Below are 21,382 nucleotides of genomic sequence, written 5' to 3' on the forward strand. Positions count from 1 at the left end.
GCCGAACCGGACCATTTACATGCCAAACAAGCAGGTTTACAAGCGGGACGCCGGGACCGGGGCGCCTCAGTACCCTGCCATCATTTTGATACAGCCCCGTTTCACATGCAGGATTTCGGTCGGATTCTGTTTTATTGTTATGTATGATACACTGCTCAAAGTGACATAAACAGGAGAGAGACGACATGCGCCTGAAATCTATGATTAAGCACCTTCGTCCCCAATCATTTAAACAAAAATGGAAACAGCTCACCGGATCCACGGCAGATCCGATGGAAGCTCTAAGCCGGATGGAGCGCAGACGCCAGTTGAAAGAATCTAAACTGGACCATTACCTCTTCCGGTTTTCACTGTATGCCTTTGGCCTCATCTGTGCCCTTCTGGCCTTGATGCCGTTCATTTATTTTCTGCCGTGGGAGCAGGCTGCCGAGTGGGTTGTTTATTTTCTGCTCGGTGCTTTGTTTTTATCGTTCAGTTTATCAGCGGTTACGATCAGAAAACAGTCCCGGTACGTGAAGCTTCCCTATATGTGGGCGATTATGATTTTTTCCATCCTTTTGCTGCTTTTCTATTTGTTCATTCTCATTTATTTCCGGCTGCTGCTTCCATAAACAGCAGCCCGAAGATGAAACTTCTACATACCGCCTCCCATACCACCGGCTCCCGGCGGCCCGTTCCGCCGGGACTTTGCTTTTTCCTCTTCTCTTTCGACGGCTTTTTGTTCTTCGGTATAGTCCTCTTGATGGAACTTGGTTTTATTTTTCTGATGTCTTCTATCCATATAGAACATACAGGCGATAATAAGAATGGCTGCTGCAATCCATAACATATCTGAAACCAATTTTTCCCTCCTATCTTTTGTCCGGTATTTAAAATTTCTGCACGTGCCTTTCCTTGATACCTTTCCTTTTGTCATACTATTCAAACAACAGCTCTCTTATCCTGACTGTGTGTATTTATTTTTTCTGGACAAGCTCATTACCGTTTTCCCCGATTCCCTTCGATGTCGGGGACAACCCCTGTTCCAGCCATCCGCGGATGAACGAAAAGAAGGCGGTTCCGCCCGGATTTTTCCAGGGGGCGGAACCGCCTTCTTTTTATTGCGTTAGTCTTCTTTTTTGCGGCCGTAATACAGCAGGCCGAGCAGCATGAAGGCAACCATGAGCACCGTCACCACAATAAATACCGGGATAGCTCCAAACTGGTAGATGAACGGCAGCGCGGTGGCTGTTACCAGTCCCCCGCCGACCATCGGCTCAAATAAAATCTGTTTGTAGCCGAATGCAGTAAAAGCCGGTGATCTATTATCAGGATCGGCTACACGCATCAAGAGAAGTCCGGTTGCTGCGACACCAGTGGACTGGCCGAAATCACCGAGTGCTCTTTCAAACCAGTAGTTTGGTATCATGCGCGGAGCCAGATATATGAATCCGAGCACGTTAAGTGCAATTCCGGAAACAGCAAGAATAACAAACGGAATGAAATAAGTGCCAAGTACAGACAATTTCAGGCTTGCCAGTGCCGACACAATAAGCAGATCAAGGGACAGACCCTGAATGCGGTTAATCAAACCACGATCAATCAAATCATATTTGTCGAACTTGGTAAAACCGAGCTGAAGGATAATTCCTCCAAGCATGGCAAGGGGGAACAATGGAACGTATTCAAAAATGTACACATCACTCCATGCGCCCCACGTCACCGACTCAAACCATTTGAAAGCCTCAAGCAGGACATAACCAAGGAAAATGGCAATGGCAACCAACGCTGCATGAAATGTCAGCGGATCGATGGAAGTCGGAGATGTTGTCATATTCCCCGCCGGATCCCGCGCATCAAATTCGTTAATTCCCAGTTGAGCATCCACCGAAATATCTTCCGGCTCCTTCAGTATGTTTGATTTTTTCTTTCTTACTCCCCAGTTAAGCAGAATAATACCAGCGATAACTCCGGACAGCACTCCTACGGTTGCCAGCCCTATCGCCAAGTCATATCCTTCTTCGAATCCAAGCTGGGTGAACGTGTTCTCCAGCCCGCCTGCCGTACCATGTCCCCCGACAAAGCCGATTTCAATCAATGCGCCAGCCGCCGGCGGAAGTCCGAACACCGGGGTTAAAAAAAGCAGACACAATCCGATGCCCACCACGTACTGACCCCAGGACAGCGTATACCCAAAAGCAATTTGAGGGCCGCCGATGCGGAGTATTTCTTTAGGATTCGGGATGCGGAAACCAATAAATAACCCGGCGAATACCACACTAATTAATAGGCCGGGCATCTCACCCCAAACCTCGAAAATGTCAGCTGTGAACAGTCCGTTCTCCAAAAATCCCTGTCCGAACATGCCCTGCGTGATACGTCCTAAAACCCCCGGACCAAGCAGGAGGGCCAAAAATCCGCCGATTAAAGCACTCGGAAGGAACAAGCGCTGCAGTAAAGGGATACGGATCCGGATCCATTTTCCCAAAGCAAGCATGATACTGATAATGACAATGGCCATCCCTATCGCTTCAAAGGACATATAACTCCTCCCTTTCCCTTCATTTCAGAAATTGATTATTACATTCCATAATAGTATTTGATTCCCTATTTTACTATGTATTCAAACTGTTTGAAACGATGCTTCCCGTTTTCACAAGATGTTTTGGAGGAAGCAGAATGAACTTGCTATTGACCTGCTTCAGGTTTCATAGTAACATTTTTAACGAAATTGAGAATCTTTATCAATATATAAAGGGGAGGCAGGTTCAATGAAACGAAGCAAAACTTTTTACATAGCACTTCTCTCTGCTGTTATGGTGCTGGCGCTGGCCGCATGCGGCGTTGGATCAGACAACGGCAGTAATAATGACAGCGGTTCCGGCGGGGAGGAATCCTCGGAGAGTACAGAAGAAAGCAGCAGCAGTGAAACGATGACGGTGACCGATGCCACCGGGGAAGAAACACAGCTGGAGGAAACACCGCAGAATATCGTTGTGCTGGAATGGGTCTATGCGGAAGATCTGCTTGCTCTTGGCGTGCAGCCTGAGGATATGGCAGATATCGAAGGTTATAAAAGCTGGGTCAATATCGAACCATCACTGTCGGAGAGCGTGACAGATGTCGGAACCCGTCAGGAACCAAGTCTCGAGGAAATTGCCCAGCTGGAACCGGACCTCATCATAACATCGATGTCCAGGCATGAAGGCATCAGCGATGAATTGAATGAGATCGCGCCGACACTGATGTTCCAACCGTATCCGGAAGAAGGTCAGGGGAACCAATATAAAGAAATGGAAACAACGTTCCAACAGATTGCGAAAGCTGTAGACAAGCAGGATAAGGCGGACCAGGTGCTGTCCGATCTGGAAGAGTCCTACAGTGAACTCGAAACCGAGTTAACCGAGGCCGACATGGACGGTACAGAAATTCTTCTTTCCCAGGCTTTCAGTTCCAATGAAACAGCTACCCTCCGTCTATTCACGGATAACTCTATGGTGATGCAGATACTGAATAAGATTGGATTGAACAATGCTTTCGATGGATCCGACTTTGAGTCATACGGCTATGTCTCGGGTACCGTTGAAGATCTTGAACCATATCAGGACGCTCACTTCATGCACATCACCCAGGAAGATGACAACGTGTTTGAAAATCAACTGGACAAAAATCCCGTATGGGAGAATCTTAATTTCGTACAGGAAGACCGTATCTACGCTCTGCCCGGGGATACCTGGACATTCGGCGGACCACTTTCTGCTGAAGTACTTGCAGAGGAAGCGGTAATGAGTCTGACAGGAGAATAAAACATGAACGCAATGACGAGTATGAGCAGGACGGCCTCTTTGTTTGGCGGAGGGGCAGTTCTTCTCGTTTTTCTTATTTTACTGCATTTATATCAAAGTACCGGCAGCTTCCTTCTTGGCACCGTCTGGGAGACGCTGTTTCTGTCTGGAGACGAACTAAAACATCAGATTGTCCGCTCCGTTTATCTGCCGAGGATTGTGATCGGAATCCTGGCGGGTGCGGCGCTTGCGGCAGCCGGCGTCATTTTTCAAACGCTAACCAAAAACCCTCTGGCGTCACCTAGTACACTGGGTGTGCATTCCGGCGCGTATTTTTTCGTCATACTGGGCACGGTGTCAGGGGCCGCCTGGCTTGATGATCTTGGATTTCTACTCGCCTTTCTGGGCGGGGCCTTCGCGGCTGTTCTTGTGTTTGTCATGTCCGGCGGAAAATCGGCCACCCCGGTGCGGATGGCCCTTGCCGGTATGGTGCTGACATTAATGTTCTCCTCCTTCACTTCCGTGCTCCAGATTTTCTTTGAATATGAAACATCCGGCCTGTTTTTATGGGGAAATGGTACGCTTGTGCAACAGGACTGGCAGGGAGTACTCTTCACCCTTCCGTGGCTGGCTGTGTTGTTTCTTCTCATGATTTGGCTCGGAAGAAAAATGGACCTGCTTCTGCTTGGTGAAGACCAGGCCCGGACGCTTGGGGAAAAAGTCCGGCTGATTCAGGTTCTGATGTTTTTCACAGCCGTCGCCCTCACAGCACTCCCGGTCAGTGTCGTAGGCCCTGTCGCATTTATCGGACTCATTGCGCCTCATATTATCCGGCTGGCGGGATTCCAGCTGCACGGTATGTTAATTGGTGCTTCGATGTTGTGGGGAGCCAATCTTTTGATCGGTGCTGATATTCTGGGACGGTTTCTTGACCCTTCTCTATCGGAACTTCCGGTTGGATCGATTACAGCGCTGATCGGCGGGCCGTGGCTCGTCTGGCTGATTGTAAAACACAGGAAGACTCTTTTTGGGTCACGCTCGGAGGAAAGTATTTCCTCCGGTGGCAATGTATTGACTCTGCCCTATCCGTTCATCGTCAGTGCGGCGGCAGTTCTTCTTATGGTCTCCTTTTTTGCTGCTCTGGCCGGCGGCGGTGACGGATTTGCTTTTGTTGATACGTGGAACGCCCTGCTGGGAAGCGGTGCAGCCGGACAGCAGTATATTATTTTTGACCTGCGGCTCGGCAGAATTCTCGCAGCTGTGGCGGCCGGTATACTGCTTTCATTAAGCGGTCTGTTGTTTCAGGGAATTCTCCGCAATCCTCTTGCCGACCCGTCCGTCATCGGGATCACATCCGGTGCCGGTGTCGGTGTGCTGATGGTTATGTTTGTGTTTTCGGGACTGTCCGCAGCGTGGTTTCCGGCGGGAGCCATTATCGGTGCATTTCTTACCGTCGCGATTGTTCTGTTTTTCTCATGGAAAACAGACTTCGATCCTTCGATTCTTGCGCTGACAGGTATTGCGGTCTCTGCTGCAGGAAGTGCCGTGACACAGATACTGATTACCCGTTTTAACATGAATGCCGCATCCGCCTTAACCTGGCTTTCAGGCAGCACGTATGCGACCGGATACAGCGAACTCCAGCAGTTTCTCATCTGGCCGATTGTTATATTGATTCCGGTTTCCGCTTTTCTTCTAAACAAACTTAATATTCTCTCTCTCGGCGATCATACCGCCGTCGGTCTCGGGATAAGAACAGGGGCTGTGCGCTGGGTTACCGCCCTTACTGCAACATTTGCGGCGGCGATGGCGGTAGCAGCGGTGGGAACGATTGGTTTTATCGGTCTTGTTGCCCCGCATCTCACGCGCCTGCTCGTCGGCCAGGATTACCGAAAGATCCTGCCGGTGGCGCTGCTTCTCGGCGCTTCGCTGCTTGTTATTTCCGATACGGTCGGACGAATGCTGCTTGCGCCGAAAGAAATTCCGTCCGGCCTTGTCGCCGCTGTCATCGGGGCACCATTCTTTCTATGGCTGATGAACCGGACATCAAAAAAATAAAAGGATGGAACCTGGACTGCTGCAGGTTTCATCCTTTTTTTATCTATAACGGTATGCTTTTATTTGGTTTCACAGGAAGCGCTTCAAACCTCTGCCAGTGTCTGGTTGTTTGCTTCGTCGGGTACGGATTCCAAATGCCGTCCCACCAGATCATAGGTCATGCAGACCGGTTTTTTCGTACGGGGGTCTTCCACGACGTAAGCATCAATGCCGAATACTCTGCGCAGAACCGGCTTACTGATCACTTCTTCCGCGGTGCCGATATGTTCGGCTGATCCATCTCTCATCGCGATAAGATGGTCGGAAAAACGGGCGGCATGGTTCAAGTCGTGCAGCACCATCACAATGGTTCGTTTTTCTTTCTGGTTAAGCGACTCGAGCAGCTCGAGTATTTCCAGCTGGTGGGCCATATCAAGATACGTGGTCGGTTCATCCAGAAGCATAACTTCGGTCTCCTGAGCCAGAGCCATCGCAATCCAGGCCCGCTGGCGCTGCCCTCCCGACAGAGCATCGAGCGTCCGGTCCTTAAATTCCATCATTCCTGTATCTTCGATTGCTTTCTCTACCGCTTCTTTGTCTTCGGCTGTCATACGTCCGGCTCCGCGGCGGTGCGGATAACGCCCGAACGAAACGAGCTGGGACACCGTAAGAGTCTGCGGAATATCAGGGGACTGAGCAAGAATAGCCATTTCCCTGGCTACTTCTTTCGTTTTCATTTCATGTATATTGCGGCCGCTTAAATAAACAGCGCCCTGTGAAGGTTTCATAATACGTGACATAGCTTTGAGCAGCGTCGATTTGCCGCATCCGTTCGGCCCGATAATGGAGGTAATAACTCCCTCAGGCACTTCTATGTTCATATCATCAATAATATTTTGATCATTATAGGCGACTGCTATATGCTCGGTAGACAATTTCATTATGTCTGATACCCCTTTCGCTTTTCCAAGTCGCAAAACACCGTAACATTGATAATCATTTTCATTAGAAATTATAAAGGGTTATGTTCTTGTTTGCAACACTTATTGAAAAATCTTATCAATTGAGTCACACTTCACCTTATGATATCTTACGGACAGAGACGAAATGGAGGCTGAAACGATGGAGCGAAAAGAAATTGAAGAAAAAATCCAGAATCTGAAGATGGACTATATCCGTATTCAAGGAGATCTGGATAAATTGGAAACCGTGGGAGGCAATGCTGCCGGGGCCATTCGGGAACTCGAACTGATTGAAACGGAAATGAAAGAACTCAACCAGGCTCTTCAGAAAAAATGAAAAAAAGAGAGGACGGCCCAGCAGGGTCTCCTCTCTTTCATTTAATAAAAAGCCGGTACAGTGTTTGCGTACCCAGGGCTGTTTTGAATGAAATAAAAACCGATGAAACATAAGACTATAAGAATCAGGGAGATAACAAGCATCCGCTGGAACAATGGGAACTCTCCTTCATACAGCATTTCTTTTTTACTATTGTCTGAGATATTATTCCCAGTTGTCAATAAAGAAAAGAAAGAGAGCGTTTCTTATCTCTTCATGCTTTTACATGAACAAGCACTCCTTTGCGTCCCTCCTGCCAGATGTTTGCCCCCTTATAATACATGATGCCGTACTCCTTTTTCTGCTTCATCCTATGAATCCTTGCCTTCGTGTAGTAAAAAGGAGCCCTCCCTTTGAATGACCCGTCAATATATAAGCTGCACCGGTTGCCCCTGATATGAAACAACACCACCAGATGACCATGGATCCATGTATAATAGGTACCTCCCCGTAGTCTCACCATATCCTCAAGCTCCTCCTGTTTGTTCGTTTTATAGAATACATAAATAATATATAACGAATCAAACACCCTGAAAAGCCTTAAATATCTCTGTTTTTCGTTATATAGAACGATTTACGTTCTATATAACATATTTTCTCTTTATTCCTTCAGATTTCATTTTTTGAAAATTTATTATTGTTTTATATAATGAACAAAAGAATAGATGCAGGGGAGAAAGAGATATGCTGGGTTCTAAATTAAAATCGTACCGGAAAACACAGGGGCTTTCCCTGTCGGATTTATCGCAACAGACTTCTATCTCCAAATCTTATTTAAGCTATATCGAACGAAACGTAAAACAGAATCCATCCATTGATGTGCTGAAAAAAATTGCGGCGGTTATGGATATAACGGTGGAAGAATTGATTGAGGATACACTGCCGGAATTCCAAAACGAAGAAGTGCTGCTCGATGAAGAGTGGGTTCTTCTCATAGAGCAGGCGATTCAGGTGGGAGTCAGTAAAGAACAATTTAAACATTTTCAGGACTATATCAAATACGTGAACTGGACGAAGCAAAACAAGAACAACGGAGGGAAATTACATGAGCAGTAACAAGGAAACCCACCATTTGGACAGGGAATGGGTGGAGCTTATGGATGAGGCAAAGCATATCGGGCTGTCTCCTGAAGAAGTGCTCGTCTTTTTAACCGGCAGTAAAGAAGATTATTCGGGGTGAAGGGAATCCGGATCAAAAAAAGACACTTTATCCCGTTTAAGGATAAAGTGTCTCCTCACTTATTTTTAGAGCGCCATTTATTGAACTCAAGGAATTCTTTGAACTGTTCTTTTGTCACCCCGGAGTCCATGGCTTCCTGAACGATTGAACGCCATTCCTCATCGAGTTCGTATTCTTCCTGTTCCGTTTCATCTTTCAGCAGAGCGTCTACGGGTACATCGAGAACACTGGATACTTTTTCAAGAAACTGCACGGAGGGGTTCGTCTGAATGTTACGTTCCATTGCGCTTAAATAAGATTTCGCCACACCGGCCTGTACAGCGAGTTCTGTCAATGAAATGTCTTTTTCTTTACGGTACTTTTTTACTCTGTCTCCAATCATCGTCATGGGTGGACTCCTTTTTCTTTACCTGTATGCCATGATTATAACATATAACGAATGAATGTCTGTTATAATGAACGACAAAAACGTTTGAAATATATGGAATGACAGGCCGGAGACTGGTTTTTGCGTGCAGCCGGCGGCAGCAGATTCGTCTTTGCATAAACAAAGCCAACCTTCAGCAGATTGGCTCTTAGTTGTCAGGATTTTACGCTCTCTTTGTTAAGAAATGCTTTTACTTCTTCCGTCGTTAATCCCGTTCTTTTCGCTTCTTTCATCAGAATCACCCATTCTTGATCAAACTTCTCCGGATTCTGCATTTGATTCAACCCCCTAAAGCTTATTGGAATGCCTTAGGCAGCCCAGCCGCCGTAGTCACTGGATATGACGACAGGCCTGTGACTTTGCGTCCCTGTCTTTCGACAGATTTGCCTTTTTCTCAAGGTTGGTTTTTGTGCATCGGTGTTTATGGTTCCCTTCTGCAGTGCCGACTCTTTTGTCACACGTTCTTTTTTCCTATCGGACGATTTACATTGGCGCATCCGGTACAAGAAAAGGAATACGGGAAGGCAGATTATCAATAGCTGCCGGTGTTTTCATGTAAATCTCCCCGTCCGTATCTGCTTTCATTTGCTGCGGGGTATCAAGCTTTACGTGCCGGGCCTGATAATGTTTCACATCCGTGGGTTTAGGATCCCAGGCAAATGGATTTTTTGCCGTCAGGTATTCCCTCAGCAGCGATGCCCCGCCCTGGCTGACGATAAAAACATTGAACCAGCCGTCATCCGCAACAATTCCCGGAAACGGAAGCTGTGATGCTCCGATAAAATTACCGTTAACGATAAGAACCATAACCCCTTCGTCCTCCACGGTCTCCCCGTCGAGTGTTAACTCAAACCCAAACGGCTCGGGGTTCGTGAATGTTTGAAGCGCACTAAGCAGGTAACTTACTTTTCCGAGCTTATTCTTCCAGTCTCCATTAATATTTTCCGAAGTCTGTGCAATCAGGCCGATTCCGTAAAAATTAGCAAAAAAGCGCTCATTCATCGTACCGATATCGATGTATCTCGTTGTTCCATTCATCAGGCTTTCAGCGGCTCTCTTTATATTTTGGGGGACAGCCAGCATCCTCGCAAAGTCATTACATGTTCCACCCGGAAGAATGCAGACCTTTGGCGGGTGTTCCAGGGCAGCAAGTCCGTTCACGCATTCATGAACCGTGCCGTCACCGCCCAATATAATAATGAGCTGATACTCATGCCCTTCTTCCTGCAGCACCTCCTCTGCGTGACCCTTGTACAGCGTTTTTCGGATAACCATTTCTTCAATATGACTGGTTAATATCCCTGCTGTGAGCTCGATATTTTTTTGAATAAATGACGGCCCGGCATTCCCATTGATGAGCATCAGTGCTTTTTCGTACATTCCGTTCATCCTTCTGCAAAGTAATCTTCACTTTAATGTAACCTTCAAAATGATGTTTGTAAACTCAGTCGACCAGCTTCGACAAAAAGCTCCCATTCCACATAAGGAAATGGGAGACGTTATGGATATTTTCACCAGATGATATGTCTTATGGGATGTATTTTCTGCGGCAGAAGCGCTCTCCCGAAAGTGGATCGCAAGCTGTGAGCGTCCAGGATATGTCAGGAAAATTCTGCTCCAATGCGTGTACCGCGCGGAAGAGAAGATAATCCTTGTGCTCTTTTGTACCGTCGATAAACATCCATGCTTCTGCTCTCTTCTGTTCGTAAAGCATACACCCTGCAACGAGTACATCTTCCACCTGTTCCTGGAAGTATTCCCCGGGGAGAGGAAAAGCGGAGAAGAGTTTCAGCAATTCATCCATAATAACAGGAAGAGAAACTATATACTGATAAATATCAGAAAATTGGTCAACGGAAACGAGTTTCCAGTTTCTTTTCATCAAACGCAGCAGCTCAGCGGATGTACGTTTATCTCCGGCGGCAAGTGTCTCCAGTACCATGTTAAAATAGCTCTGCACGCTGCAGCCCGGGCTTTTCTGCATAGCATGCTGCATGTATTCCGGTTCCTCGTTCATCGGTATTCCTCCCCGGCTGATTATTGTGACATATTCTTGATTGCCGGACATTTCCGGCAGATTTCCTCTGAGTTTACGAGTGTTTTATAGATGGAACACCACGACCGCTTTGCGTAACAGACAGGAACGTTCTGTTCTTTTGCCTTGCGCTTGAGTTTGTCCGTCATGTTGTGATTGATAAAGTCAGTGAGAATCAATATCAGATCCACGTGTTCAGGAATGCTTTTATGCACCATTTTCACTTTTCTGCCGCTCACATGGGAAATATCCTGAAATCCCGCCTCCTGCAGCCGCTTCGGTATGGCACCCAACTTGTCCGCCCCTACAATCATTAACGTATCCAACGGAAAGCACCTCCGACAATAATGATAATCATTCTCAATAATTCTTACCTAAAGTCTATTGGTTTTCTTTTCCGTTGTCAACAAGAAAAGCGAAAGCGCCCGTATCTCAGAAAATCCTTGTACGGACGGAACGTACCGGCGCCTTAACATTCCTTTCTTACAAAAGAGTCTGGCACAAAAGGACATGAAGCGGTAGATAACACGAATGTTCCGGTTGCTTTCTGCTCCGAACAGCACGAGGCACGGGCTCTTTGCTGCGTTGGCCCGTTCGTTTTCCCGCTGAATGCAACGTAGATTCGTCCCTGATGACGTTTACGGGTGGACGAAACCCTCTAAAGTGCTTTATGAATCATGCATGATGACGTTTTGATGGGAGCGGACCCTCTAAAGTGCCTCATGAGCCATGTCCAGCGACGTTTAAGAGGCTGCATGATCCCCCAAAGTGCCTTATGACACATTCCCGACGAATGTCCCTACACCCAACCTGAACGCCACAAACAAACGCTTCCATTTTATACAAACCACCGTCCATCCAACCTGCCTTTTTCTGCATCCATACGGCCGGGATCGTCGGTTTCGACAAGCCGCTGATCCGATGCGCGGGGTCGTGCCCGGGGCAAAGAAAACACGGCGAATCGATGCCACCCTTGTGCTCCGGAGTAAAAGCGAAGCATGTTGGCGCAGCGGCTGGTCTCAGCTACGAAAAATACCGAACGATTTTTTTTAAATCGTTCGGTATTTTTCTATCTTATAGAAGTTTTGTCCCAAACTCGACTGTTATTCATCATGTTGTTCATGGGACGTTTCATTGGCTTCCAGCAACTTGACCGGCGGTACCATGCAGATAATCGTATCACCGGCTTCCGGTTTCAGCGGTGCCTCGCTCGTAAAGAAATCAAACTTGCCGGTAGGTTTAAAATTAAGAATCGGCAGTGTATCCGCCTGAATATCCTTCAGAAATGTTTTATACGTATACTGCTTGGAAAGCCTCGTCTGCACAAAATAGTATCCTTGTTCAATCTTGCGGTTCAGTTCGGTATAGGTAGCGCCTTTTTCAAACAGAATGCGTCCGCCGATCCGCAGGACCAGATCATCCGGATGTTCTTTGTCCGGATCGTGCCAGCTGAGCTGGAAAAGGTCATTCCGGCCGATATCCGGAACAAACGTCGTACAGACCAAAGAATTGTAGGAATCTTTATCCGTTGCAGCAATTAATTTTTCGTACGGGGTTAGATCCAGGTAATACTCCGTCTGCTCCGACAAAATTTCGCCCCGGTAATACGGTACCCCTTCCGCTCTTGCATGAAACAGCTGCTCAAACGACGTATCTGTGATAAGAACCGGAATGTTCATCGATTTCAACGTTTTGGCAAGGGCTGTCGTAAAAGCACTGCCGCCTACGATAATCACCCCGGGTTTTCCTTCCAGTGACAGCCCCAGCTTCCGGGCCAGTGCTCCAATGGAGAAACCATGCGCACATACCGTGGCGAACACAAGCGCAAAGGTCAGCGGTGTAACGATAGAAGCCCCCGGGTAGCCTGCCTGCTCCAGCACGTTTGCAAAATAGCCGGCAACCGTCAGCGCCACAATGCCGCGCGGGGCAATCCAGCCGACCAGGGCTTTTTCCTTAAACGACAGCTCCGTGTTGATCGTGGAAAGCCAAATCGACAGAGGACGCACAATGACCAGCATTAACAGGACATACGTCATAATCCTTGGATCAAACACCTGAAGCAGCGTGGCCCGGTCCAGGGAAGCGGTAATCATAATAAAGATTCCGGATAGGAGCAGCACCGAGATATTTTCTTTAAAGTGTCTCATGTCGCTCAGGGAAGCAATGTGCATATTTGCCATCGTCATCCCCATCGCTGTCACCGCAAGCAGCCCGGTTTCATGCATGACTTCATCGGCCACAGCAAAGCAGGCGATCACAACAGTAAAAACAATCGGTGACTTTAAAAACTCAGGCACAAATCCCGTCTCAAACATCCAGCCGATGCCGCGTCCACATGCCCAGCCTATGGCAATGGCAAACAGGGAGGCAAGAAAGAACAGGAGAAGCGCGCCTGCCGTTACAGAATCCACCGTTAGAAATTGAATGATTTCAAATGCAAAAACGGCCAGAAGCGCTCCCAGAGGATCGACTACCACCCCTTCCCATTTCAAAATCGCGGCCGGGCGGGCCTTCAGTTTGGCCTGGCGCAGAAGCGGGAGAATGACAGTAGGTCCTGTAACAATAAAAAGTCCTCCGATGACGAAGGAAACGGCCCATGATAAATCGGCCACAAAATAAGCGGTCAATGAACCGAAAATCCAGGCCAGAAAAGCCCCCAATGTAATAATCCGGTATACTGACTTCCCCAGACCCCGGATTTCCCTGTAATCCAGGTTCAGACTTCCCTCAAATAAGATGATGGCTACAGCTACTGATATAATAGGATTAAACAGCGTACCAAAATCCTCACTCGGCGTCATGACACCAAAAATCGGACCGACCAAAAGACCCGCCACCGACATGACGACAATCGCCGGCATGCGAAAACGCCATGCAAACCACTGTGACCCTATCCCAAGTACTCCAATCAGCATTAGGTGGGACAAAATTGAATCAAACATATCAGGTTCCTCTCTCTCTTTCGTGTGACATGAAAACAGCGCTTCAGCCGGCAGTTCCCTCTTTTTTTCAAGCGCTGCAGATACATCCGATATGCAGACAGCGGTATGCTGTAGTGCAAATGACGTGTTTATATGTGAAATGATATACGTGTATGTCGTTGTTCGTGTGATGATGCCCGAAACAAAACAATACAACACCAAAAGGGTTTTTTTCAATCCATTGGCTTTGATTCATAAAAACTTTACAATGGAGTGTAGATGAAATGAGGAGGTTGAGTAGTGGATACCGACTATATACTGAAAAAAACAGACGGTGCGGACTGCCACCTGGAAAACAGAATAGCCGGGACACCGGCGTTTGTTATTTTTCTCCGCCACCCCGGATGACCATACTGCAGAGATTTTCTCGCGCAGTTGCGTGAGCATGCAGACGATTTCCAGCAGAAACACGGTGTGAAACTAATTACCATTTTCCCGGCTTCTGTTACGCTGCTTTCCCAATTTGAAGAAGCGTACGGCCCTTACCCGTTTCCTTTATATGCCGATCCGGATAAAGAAGCATTCCAGGGCTTTGGGCATCAAAGCATGAACCGGGTGAAACTGCTCGGCAAGGCTGTTCTCGGATCACTCACCGGGAAAGTCAAAGATATGCTCCCCCAGGAGAAGGATAAACGAAAAGTTGTCAAAGCCTCCATGCAGAAATCAGACGTATTCATTCAGGGAGGCGCGTGGTTATTTGATGCCAAAAGCAGGCTTCAATGGAAGCATATTGATGATTCTCCGGAAAACCACGCTTCCATCGAAGAGCTGAAACAGGCAGCCGACAAATATATAACGTAAAGCGGGGCTTATCCCGTATTAATATTCGTTAATCTGTTCTTCTATTTTTTCCCCAAGATGACGTCCGGGTTCATCCAAAAAACAGGATATCCGGGCGCCTTCTTTCACTTCTTTAATCGAAACAGCCGTTCCATCCTCCTGCAGCATAAAGACACTCTCAGCATCCTGCAGCACAGCTGACAAACGAACTCCGCCGGCGTTCACCTCGATTCGTACCAGGTCGCGTTTTTCCATCTTCACCCTTCCGACAGGAACCCCTTTTGATTCCGCTCCATTGTAAACGATCAGTGTATCTCCGCCGCGTACTTCTTCGAGGTAGCGGGTGCTGCCCTGTTGATACAGGTATTGGTGCAGGCCGCCTGCGTTAATCCGGAACGAACGAGGCGGATATGTATTTGACTCCCGGTTTTCCGACAGAAGAAGCACGTATCCGTGACCGGTGTTGCCCGCCAGTACTCCTTCAGTCGGGGTCAAAATATCCGCTGTATCGATGCATACCCTTGTGCCCTGACCAATCGGCGTTATCTTTTCTACCGTTCCATAGGTTAAGCTCTCTTTGCTTTCTTCGTTCGGCACATCGATCTTCCTTTCTGCGTTTTCATGATCACGTAGAGTCCTGTTCCATTTCCCGGATAATACCGCGCTTGAATTCACGTACAACGACCACTGCAAATCCGGCTGTCATCAGGACTGTTACCATATCGGGTGCGCCGGCAATCGTCACCGCGAATGAAGTTAATACCTGAAACATCAGTAGAATAAACCAGATACCGGTCATGATTTTTAATATGTTTTTCACCTGTAATCACCTTCGTTATTCCTTTTTCAACCTATACACAGTATAACGCACCTTCTTTTATTCATCATCTTTTTTCAGAGAAAACATGACTGTTTTTTCCTTTTGTTTTCAGACAGATCAGGATGGACCGAGGATGCGTTTCTGGTTATATACCTCCAGTAATAACAGGCATTTGATACATGTTGGCACTGGAATAAAAAAAGAGCGGGATGGCAAGGATGGTCATGAAGGAGGACGAAACGATGTTTAAAAAAGGTAAAAGTCTGATCGCTGCCGCAGTGTTAGCCGCAGCTGCCGGATGTGCTCCGCCTGAAGAGGAAAGCATGCCGGAACAGGAAGCAGAAGAAGTCTCTTCCGACCACCCTTCTGTGCAGAACAGCCCCATCGCAGAAGCCGAAATGATAAATACAGAAGAAACAGAAATCGGGCACGTCCGTTTTTATGAAAAAAAGGACGGAGTCATGATGCAGGCTTCTTTTGAGAAAGGAGTTCCGGAAGGGTTTCACGGATTTCATATTCATGAAACCGGGCTTTGTGAAGCAAATGCAGAAGACGGGCCGTTCACCACTGCCGGAGGTCATTTCAATCCCGGCGGCACAAGCCACGGCTCCCACGTGGGGGATATGCCGTCGCTGTATGGAATGACCAACGGCTCCGCCTACCTTGCGGGCGCACTCGACCGGATCACACCGGAGCAGCTGGTCAACGAAAATCTTGCTGTCATTCTCCACGACGGACCGAACAATTTTGCCAATATTCCAGACCGCTACATTCAAGCTGAAACGGGTGAGCCCGGTCCTGACAAGCAGACGCTCATGACAGGAGACTCCGGCAGCAGAATATCATGCGGCGTTGTTAAACCTGCCGGCGCCTGATCCATCCACCCAGCCAATCCCCATCCGCAGCCTGCTCTGCGGGCGGGGGATTTTTTTCGTCCAATGACAAAGTGCGTCCGGCCGGGAGACCCAGACAAAAAAAGCCGTCACAAAAACCGTGACAGCTCAGGCCGGGGACCCTTTTTCATCATCGTTTTCTTTTTTACCGGAAAGAAACCAGCCGCCAAGCGCTATTAGAACGAGCACGCTGTAAAACGTAATTTTCCACGGGGTGGATTCGGCAAACGCTTCCGGCAGGACAGCCAGTGCCGGATGCGCAAGTGTGTAAATGGCAAGTTTAATGCCGACCCAGCCGACAATCATAAAAGCAGCGATTTCAAGCCCCGGACGCTGCTTAAGCAGTTTCACAAACAATGTTGCCGCAAAGCGCATGATGATAACACCGATCAGCCCGCCTGTTAAAATGATGATGAATTTGCCTCCGTCGAGACCGCCGATATTGCCGATCGGCGTATTCGGGAGGGTAACAGCAAGGGCGACCGCAGCGAGAATAGAGTCAACAGCAAACGCGATATCCGCGATTTCCACTTTCAACACGGTGCCCCAGAAGCCGGCCGCACCGGCTTTCTTTTCTTCGGCCTTTTCTTCCGGGGACTTATCTTTTTTCAGCCAGACTTTCCGTACGATATGATTTCCAGCCATGAATAAGAGATACAATGCGCCGGCAGCCTGAACCTGCCAGACATCGACGAGAAACGATATGACAAACAGCGACGCAAAACGAAACACAAATGCTCCGGCCAATCCGTAAAAAAGGGCTTTTTTCCGCTGTTTTTCCGGAAGTCCTTTTACCATAATTGCCAGAACGAGCGCGTTATCGGCAGCCAGGATGCCTTCCAGCACAATCAGGACAAGCAGCACCCAGCCGTATTCCATCAATACTCCTGCTTCCATAATCATCTTCCTTCATCAATACTCTCCCTAGGTTACCTTCTCAGGGTTAAGTTTATGCAGAGCAGGCGTATTAGTTATTCGTTTCTTCAAGCTCTTCGGCAATCATGGAAAGCTCCGTCCAACGTTCTACTGCTTCTTCAATTTCCGTCTCGAGTTCTTTTTGCCTTTCCATCCATTCCCGGGCCTTTTCAAAATCGCTTCCCGCCTGTTCTATTTCCGCTTCAACGGCAGCTTTTTCCTGCTCCAGCTCCTCAATTTTGGATTCGATGTTTTCCCATTCCTGTTTCTCTTTGTAGGACATTTTTTTACGGGACGCTTTCGGTTTTTCCTCTGTTTTTTGTTTCGGAGCGGCGGCTGCGGCGGCCTCCGCTTCTTTTCGTTCCTCCATCAATTGTTTGTAGTTGCCCTGATACCGCTCAATCGTGCCGTTCTCCTGAAAAACAAGGAGCGCATCCACGACCCGGTCGAGAAAATAACGGTCGTGGGATACGGTAATAACGACCCCCGGAAACTGATCCAGGTAATCCTCGAGAACACTTAACGTCTGCGTATCGAGGTCGTTTGTCGGTTCGTCGAGAAACAATACATTCGGTTCTTCCATCAGCACACTCAGGAGGTACAATCTCCGTCGTTCTCCGCCGGAGAGTCTGTAAATGTAGTTCCACTGCAGCGGACGAGGGAACAAAAAGCGCTCCAGCATCTGTTCGGCGGTAATTTCTCTTCCATCAGCTGTTGTGACGATTTCTGCTGTTTCCCGGATGAATTCGATAACCCGTTTATTTTCATCGAGATCTTCCTGTTCCTGCGAATAATACCCGATCCGGACGGTCGGACCGCGTTCGATCCAGCCCTCGTCGGCTTCTGTTTTGCCGGCAAGCACATTCAAAAGCGTGGTTTTGCCGCTCCCGTTCGGTCCCACAATGCCAAGCCTTTCTCCGGGTGTGACAAGGTAATCAAAATGAGAGAAGAGTGTGACCGAACCGTATGCTTTTGAAAGCCCTTCTGCTTCGATGACTTTTTTTCCGAGCCGGGTGGATCCAATCGCAAAATCAACATCCTTTTTCTTTTCCGGACCGGACTTATCTTTCATTTCCTCCACCCGGTCGACGCGGGCTTTCTGCTTCGTCCCGCGGGCTTTCGGCTGTTTCCGGAGCCAGGCAAGTTCGGTGCGGAGAATGTTCTGCCGCTTGGCTTCCTCCTGTTCTTCGCGGGCTTCCCGCTCTGCTTTCTGCTCGAGAAACAGTTCATAGTTTCCCTCATATACATAAAGGCTCCCTTGATCGAGTTCATAAATCCGGTTCGTCACCCGGTTTAGAAAATAACGGTCGTGAGTCACAAGGAGCAGAGCCCCGTGATAGGAAGACAGGTAATTTTCAAGCCATTCAATCGATTCGTTGTCGAGATGGTTGGTCGGTTCGTCCATAATTAATAAATCCGCCGGCTGAATCAGAGCTTTGGCAATAGCCACTCTTTTTTTCTGTCCGCCTGACAGTTCCTTTACTTTCTTCCGAAACGACGTAATGCCCAGGCGGGTAAGGACCTGTTTTGCCGTCGTATTCGCTTCCCAGGCCTGCTCGTCGTCCATGCTCTGCTGGGCTTTTATCAATTTATCCTGAGCTTCTGTACTTTCACTGTTCTCTTCCAGTTCGGCAAGCGCCTTTTCGTAACGGCGCATCGTTTTCATAACAGCGGATTCACCGTAGTATATCTGATCGATAACCGTTAATTCTTCTTCCAGTTCCGGTTCCTGTGGAAGGTACTCCACCTGCAGGCTGTTGGCATGAATCAGTTCTCCCTGTTCCGGTGATTCAATACCGGCGAGAATCTTTAAAAGAGACGACTTCCCCGTTCCGTTTACTCCAATCAGGCCGATCCGGTCCTGATTTTCAATAACAAAAGATATGTGGTCAAATAACGTCTTATCCCCGAACGATTGATATAAGTTCTCTGCTCTTAGTACACTCATTTTTCTTCCTCCTTCCGCCCGGCGGGACTGCGCGTTGTCTTATCATAACATGCGTAGGCCTGTTTTCTGAAACAGCGGCAGATCCTGCGTTCTACAGGAAAAAAAACCGTTCATTATGAACGGTTTTTCGGGCGTGGTTTACGTTTAGAACGGTCCATTCTCTTGTTGCTGCCACCGGCTGGTTTGCCGCCTTTTTTCTGCTTCGGACGCATCGGAGCCTCTTCTGTCAGCTGTACCTGCTTTTGCCCCGGTTCGCTTGTGTTCATACCGATTGCCGCAGCAGCAAGTGTAACCGCGTCATATTCCTCCAGCAGTGTCCGCGCGGATTGTGTCAGTTCATCCGGCATCTCTTGTTCAGCTGCTTCCTTCAGCTTGTTGACCGCCTGCTGATAACGGCCGTACCTTGCTTCTTCGAGCGTCGGCATATCCTGTTTTTTCATTTTCTTATCAATTGTTTTTTCGATGAACCGGAGGTGTCCGATTTCTTTCGGCGTGGAAAAGGTGACGGCGGAACCATCTTTGCCGGCTCTTCCCGTTCTGCCGATCCGGTGAACATAACTTTCCGGGTCCTGCGGCAGGTCGAAATTGTACACGTGCGTCACGTTCTGGACGTCAAGTCCTCTGGCGGCAACATCGGTTGCGACAAGAATATCGATGGCACCGCTTTTGAACTGGCGGAGAACTTTGTCGCGCTGCTGCTGCTTCAAGTCCCCGTGGATGCCGGCAGCGTCGTATCCGCGCTGCGTGAGGGCTTCCGACAGCTCATCTACTCTTCGTTTCGTACGTCCGAAGATAATCGCAAGGTCCGGCGGAGTGATATCAAGCAGATGACAGAGTGTGTCGAACTTCTGCTTTTCCGGTATTTCCATGTAGTATTGATCAATGTTGGAAACCGTCATACCCTTGCTTTTTACTTTCACTTCTTCGGGATTTTTCATGAATTTCTGCATGACGTTCTGCAGACGCTTTGGCATGGTGGCCGAGAAAAGCAGCGTCTGGCGGTCTTCAGAAACCGAGCCGAGAATCGTTTCGATATCTTCAATGAATCCCATGCTCAGCATTTCATCCGCCTCATCGAGAACGACCATATCCATGTGTTCCGGACGGATTGTCTTACGTCTCATATGGTCCATGAACCGTCCCGGCGTTGCCACAATAATCTGCGGACGCCGCTTCAGTGCTTTAATCTGCCGGGAAATATCCTGGCCGCCGTACACCGCCTGAGCTTTCACGCCGATGTACTGTCCGAGTCTGTTCAGCTCTTCCGATACCTGAACCGCAAGTTCCCTTGTCGGTGTCAAAACCAGTCCCTGAGGGGAATTTTCATCATCCGCCACTTTTTCAATCAATGGAATGCCAAATGCTGCTGTCTTCCCTGTACCTGTCTGAGCCTGTCCGGCAATATCTTGTCCCTGCTTGGCTTTTGGAATAACTTCTGCCTGAATCTGTGTGGATTCTTCAAATCCCATCGCATGAACAGCCTGTAGTATACGGCTGTCAAGCTGTAATTCTGAAAATAATGTCAATCTTTCATTTCTCCTTTTATTTAACGATACAGCTATATTTTTACCGGATGCGTGCAAATGATGCCACATTCACAGCGGAAAAAGCTGCAGCTTCCAGGAATATACTTCCAACGACCTAAAAAAACTGCACCCCGGTTTCTTTATAAGGGATACAATTTCTCCAACATGTACGCTATCCTTATGCAAAAACATCGCTACGTTTTATTATTATTTAATCATAACACAAATAAATCTTTCCCGCTACATCTATATTTTACACTTTGTAACAGATTTTTAATGTACTGAAACTTGAATTATTAAAAAATTAATTCTATACTGAAAATAGATTCATCAAGCTGATGTATCGATGGATACAGTGTTCAAAGATGGCATATATAAAGGAGGCCTGTTTATGGTGGGTAAAAAGTTCGCCTATCTTTATAATGGTACGGAGCGGCAGATTACTGTCGGCACTTCCGAAACTATCGAACGAATGCAGGCCGGTAATACCAACATTCATTACGCAGGAACGGAAGAAGAACTGGCAGAAGATGTGCACCCCTATTACAAGCAGGAATACATCGTCACGATGGCTAACCGGCTGCACGATTTTGAAGACAAATTATTTTTATAGGAAACGGCCTGTTTCCCTGTTGAGGGAAACAGGCTTCTTTTGGTTATCATTCTGTTTTTTTCTGGTCCTGCTTCAAAAGAATTTCATTGTATTTCCTCAAAAGTTGGAAAACGGATGATTTAGTA

At 47.8% G+C, this 21,382-nt stretch carries 22 protein-coding genes, 1 pseudogene and 1 riboswitch; of the genes and pseudogenes, 9 read left to right on the plus strand and 14 right to left on the minus strand.

Annotated features, from left to right (window positions below):
- Positions 1-185 precede the first annotated feature (185 nt).
- The gene (locus ACFSUB_RS13160) at positions 186-611 is read left to right on the plus strand and encodes a hypothetical protein (RefSeq protein WP_380713733.1); all 426 of its coding nucleotides are present in this window, start codon (positions 186-188) and stop codon (positions 609-611) included.
- Positions 612-634: 23 nt separating this feature from the next.
- On the opposite strand, the gene ACFSUB_RS13165 is transcribed toward ACFSUB_RS13160, so the two are convergent.
- Entirely contained in the window at positions 635-841 is a 207-nt protein-coding gene (locus tag ACFSUB_RS13165; RefSeq protein WP_380713734.1) for a hypothetical protein, read from the minus strand.
- Between the two features lie 264 nt (positions 842-1,105).
- A complete protein-coding gene (locus tag ACFSUB_RS13170; protein WP_380713735.1) occupies positions 1,106-2,521 on the minus strand; it encodes a sodium/glutamate symporter in 1,416 nt (471 codons plus the stop codon).
- A 229-nt stretch (positions 2,522-2,750) separates the two neighbouring features.
- Between ACFSUB_RS13170 and ACFSUB_RS13175 the strand changes: the two genes are divergently transcribed.
- Both ACFSUB_RS13175 and ACFSUB_RS13180 read left to right on the plus strand, forming a co-directional pair.
- Entirely contained in the window at positions 2,751-3,785 is a 1,035-nt protein-coding gene (locus ACFSUB_RS13175) for an ABC transporter substrate-binding protein (RefSeq protein WP_380713736.1), read from the plus strand.
- Positions 3,786-3,788: 3 nt separating this feature from the next.
- Positions 3,789-5,822: an iron ABC transporter permease gene (locus tag ACFSUB_RS13180; protein ID WP_380713737.1), complete on the plus strand. Its 2,034-nt coding sequence runs from the start codon at positions 3,789-3,791 to the stop codon at positions 5,820-5,822.
- Positions 5,823-5,905: 83 nt separating this feature from the next.
- On the opposite strand, the gene ACFSUB_RS13185 is transcribed toward ACFSUB_RS13180, so the two are convergent.
- Complete coding sequence (locus ACFSUB_RS13185) at positions 5,906-6,742, minus strand: ABC transporter ATP-binding protein (RefSeq protein WP_380713738.1); 837 nt, start codon at positions 6,740-6,742, stop codon at positions 5,906-5,908.
- A 181-nt stretch (positions 6,743-6,923) separates the two neighbouring features.
- Here ACFSUB_RS13185 and ACFSUB_RS13190 point away from each other — a divergent pair, with 181 nt between their 5' ends.
- From ACFSUB_RS13190 to ACFSUB_RS13200, 3 genes are all read left to right on the plus strand, one after another.
- Positions 6,924-7,100, plus strand: a complete 177-nt coding sequence (locus ACFSUB_RS13190; RefSeq protein WP_380713739.1) for an SE1832 family protein — start codon at positions 6,924-6,926, stop codon at positions 7,098-7,100.
- A gap of 723 nt (positions 7,101-7,823) precedes the next feature.
- Entirely contained in the window at positions 7,824-8,195 is a 372-nt protein-coding gene (locus tag ACFSUB_RS13195) for a helix-turn-helix domain-containing protein (protein ID WP_380713740.1), read from the plus strand.
- The gene (locus ACFSUB_RS13200) at positions 8,185-8,319 is read left to right on the plus strand and encodes an anti-repressor SinI family protein (RefSeq protein ID WP_380713741.1); all 135 of its coding nucleotides are present in this window, start codon (positions 8,185-8,187) and stop codon (positions 8,317-8,319) included. The genes ACFSUB_RS13195 and ACFSUB_RS13200 overlap by 11 nt, the downstream gene beginning before the upstream one ends.
- Positions 8,320-8,374: 55 nt before the next feature.
- Here the strand turns inward: ACFSUB_RS13200 and ACFSUB_RS13205 are convergent, their stop codons facing one another.
- From ACFSUB_RS13205 to ACFSUB_RS13230, 6 genes are all read right to left on the minus strand, one after another.
- A complete protein-coding gene (locus ACFSUB_RS13205) occupies positions 8,375-8,701 on the minus strand; it encodes a helix-turn-helix domain-containing protein (RefSeq protein ID WP_090927063.1) in 327 nt (108 codons plus the stop codon).
- A gap of 200 nt (positions 8,702-8,901) precedes the next feature.
- A complete protein-coding gene (locus tag ACFSUB_RS13210) occupies positions 8,902-9,021 on the minus strand; it encodes an anti-repressor SinI family protein (protein ID WP_380713742.1) in 120 nt (39 codons plus the stop codon).
- A gap of 33 nt (positions 9,022-9,054) precedes the next feature.
- Positions 9,055-9,144: riboswitch (cyclic di-GMP riboswitch) on the minus strand.
- 85 nt (positions 9,145-9,229) lie between these two features.
- Positions 9,230-10,126: a diacylglycerol/lipid kinase family protein gene (locus ACFSUB_RS13215; RefSeq protein WP_380713743.1), complete on the minus strand. Its 897-nt coding sequence runs from the start codon at positions 10,124-10,126 to the stop codon at positions 9,230-9,232.
- 148 nt (positions 10,127-10,274) lie between these two features.
- Positions 10,275-10,763, minus strand: coding sequence for a hypothetical protein (locus ACFSUB_RS13220; protein ID WP_380713744.1), 489 nt, complete (start codon positions 10,761-10,763; stop codon positions 10,275-10,277).
- Positions 10,764-10,783: 20 nt separating this feature from the next.
- Positions 10,784-11,107: a DUF2325 domain-containing protein gene (locus ACFSUB_RS13225; RefSeq protein WP_090927049.1), complete on the minus strand. Its 324-nt coding sequence runs from the start codon at positions 11,105-11,107 to the stop codon at positions 10,784-10,786.
- Positions 11,108-11,884: 777 nt separating this feature from the next.
- Entirely contained in the window at positions 11,885-13,723 is a 1,839-nt protein-coding gene (locus tag ACFSUB_RS13230; RefSeq protein WP_380713745.1) for a cation:proton antiporter, read from the minus strand.
- Positions 13,724-14,122: 399 nt separating this feature from the next.
- Here ACFSUB_RS13230 and ACFSUB_RS13235 point away from each other — a divergent pair.
- Positions 14,123-14,563: pseudogene (locus tag ACFSUB_RS13235) on the plus strand (peroxiredoxin-like family protein); the annotation flags it as partial.
- An 18-nt stretch (positions 14,564-14,581) separates the two neighbouring features.
- Here ACFSUB_RS13235 and ACFSUB_RS13240 read toward each other — a convergent pair.
- On the minus strand, positions 14,582-15,139 hold the full coding sequence (locus ACFSUB_RS13240) for a 3-dehydroquinate synthase II (protein ID WP_380713746.1): 558 nt from the start codon (positions 15,137-15,139) through the stop codon (positions 14,582-14,584).
- 28 nt (positions 15,140-15,167) lie between these two features.
- Positions 15,168-15,362, minus strand: a complete 195-nt coding sequence (locus ACFSUB_RS13245; protein WP_380713747.1) for a hypothetical protein — start codon at positions 15,360-15,362, stop codon at positions 15,168-15,170.
- Positions 15,363-15,604: 242 nt separating this feature from the next.
- Between ACFSUB_RS13245 and ACFSUB_RS13250 the strand changes: the two genes are divergently transcribed.
- Positions 15,605-16,237, plus strand: coding sequence for a superoxide dismutase family protein (locus ACFSUB_RS13250; protein ID WP_380713748.1), 633 nt, complete (start codon positions 15,605-15,607; stop codon positions 16,235-16,237).
- Positions 16,238-16,363: 126 nt separating this feature from the next.
- On the opposite strand, the gene ACFSUB_RS13255 is transcribed toward ACFSUB_RS13250, so the two are convergent.
- The 3 genes from ACFSUB_RS13255 to ACFSUB_RS13265 all read right to left on the minus strand — a co-directional run bounded on the left by ACFSUB_RS13255 (position 16,364) and on the right by ACFSUB_RS13265 (position 20,644).
- Positions 16,364-17,152, minus strand: coding sequence for a TerC family protein (locus ACFSUB_RS13255; protein WP_380713749.1), 789 nt, complete (start codon positions 17,150-17,152; stop codon positions 16,364-16,366).
- Positions 17,153-17,222: 70 nt separating this feature from the next.
- Positions 17,223-19,118, minus strand: coding sequence for an ABC-F family ATP-binding cassette domain-containing protein (locus ACFSUB_RS13260; RefSeq protein ID WP_380713750.1), 1,896 nt, complete (start codon positions 19,116-19,118; stop codon positions 17,223-17,225).
- A gap of 113 nt (positions 19,119-19,231) precedes the next feature.
- Positions 19,232-20,644, minus strand: a complete 1,413-nt coding sequence (locus tag ACFSUB_RS13265; RefSeq protein ID WP_380713751.1) for a DEAD/DEAH box helicase — start codon at positions 20,642-20,644, stop codon at positions 19,232-19,234.
- A 391-nt stretch (positions 20,645-21,035) separates the two neighbouring features.
- Here ACFSUB_RS13265 and ACFSUB_RS13270 point away from each other — a divergent pair, with 391 nt between their 5' ends.
- On the plus strand, positions 21,036-21,257 hold the full coding sequence (locus ACFSUB_RS13270) for a hypothetical protein (RefSeq protein ID WP_380713752.1): 222 nt from the start codon (positions 21,036-21,038) through the stop codon (positions 21,255-21,257).
- Positions 21,258-21,382: the final 125 nt, after the last annotated feature.

The sequence above is a fragment of the Salibacterium lacus genome (assembly GCF_042684865.1).
In the GTDB taxonomy this organism is placed as follows: Bacteria; Bacillota; Bacilli; order Bacillales; family Marinococcaceae; genus Salibacterium; species Salibacterium lacus.